Here is a 385-nt window from a genome sequence, read left to right on the forward strand (position 1 = left end):
CCGCCAGCGCCAGCGCGGCGAAACCCTGCCCGTCGGCCCCCGCGGCCTCCACGTCCAGCGTTCCGCCCGCCAACGTCAGCGCACTCGCCCGCGCAAGCCGGTTGGCGCCGGCGAGGCGCAGCGTGCCGCCGGAAACCCGCGTCTCCCCCGTATAGGTGCTCTGGCCGGAGAGCGTGGTGGTGCCGCTCTGCTGATCCACCTGGCCGAAATTCGCCAGCTGCCCGGCATAGGCGAAGGCGTTGGCCGCCGAGCCGAGGTTCAGTGTCAGCGTGCTGGTGGCGCTGCCGCCGGAGACATTGCCGGTGATGCTGGCGGCGCCGCCCTCGATGCGGAGCTGGTTGGTGCCGCCCTGCAGGTCGATGGCCAGGCCCGTGCTGCTGGTGCT

At 73.0% G+C, this 385-nt stretch carries 1 protein-coding gene; it reads right to left on the reverse strand.

Annotated features, from left to right (window positions below; genetic code table 11):
* Nucleotides 1-385, reverse strand: a 385-nt coding sequence (locus R5H29_RS00055) for an autotransporter-associated beta strand repeat-containing protein (protein WP_332328525.1), incomplete at both ends; no start/stop codon positions are given.

It is taken from the genome of Stenotrophomonas sp. A3_2 (genome assembly GCF_036624925.1).
Classification (GTDB): domain Bacteria; phylum Pseudomonadota; class Gammaproteobacteria; order Xanthomonadales; family Xanthomonadaceae; genus Stenotrophomonas; species Stenotrophomonas hibiscicola.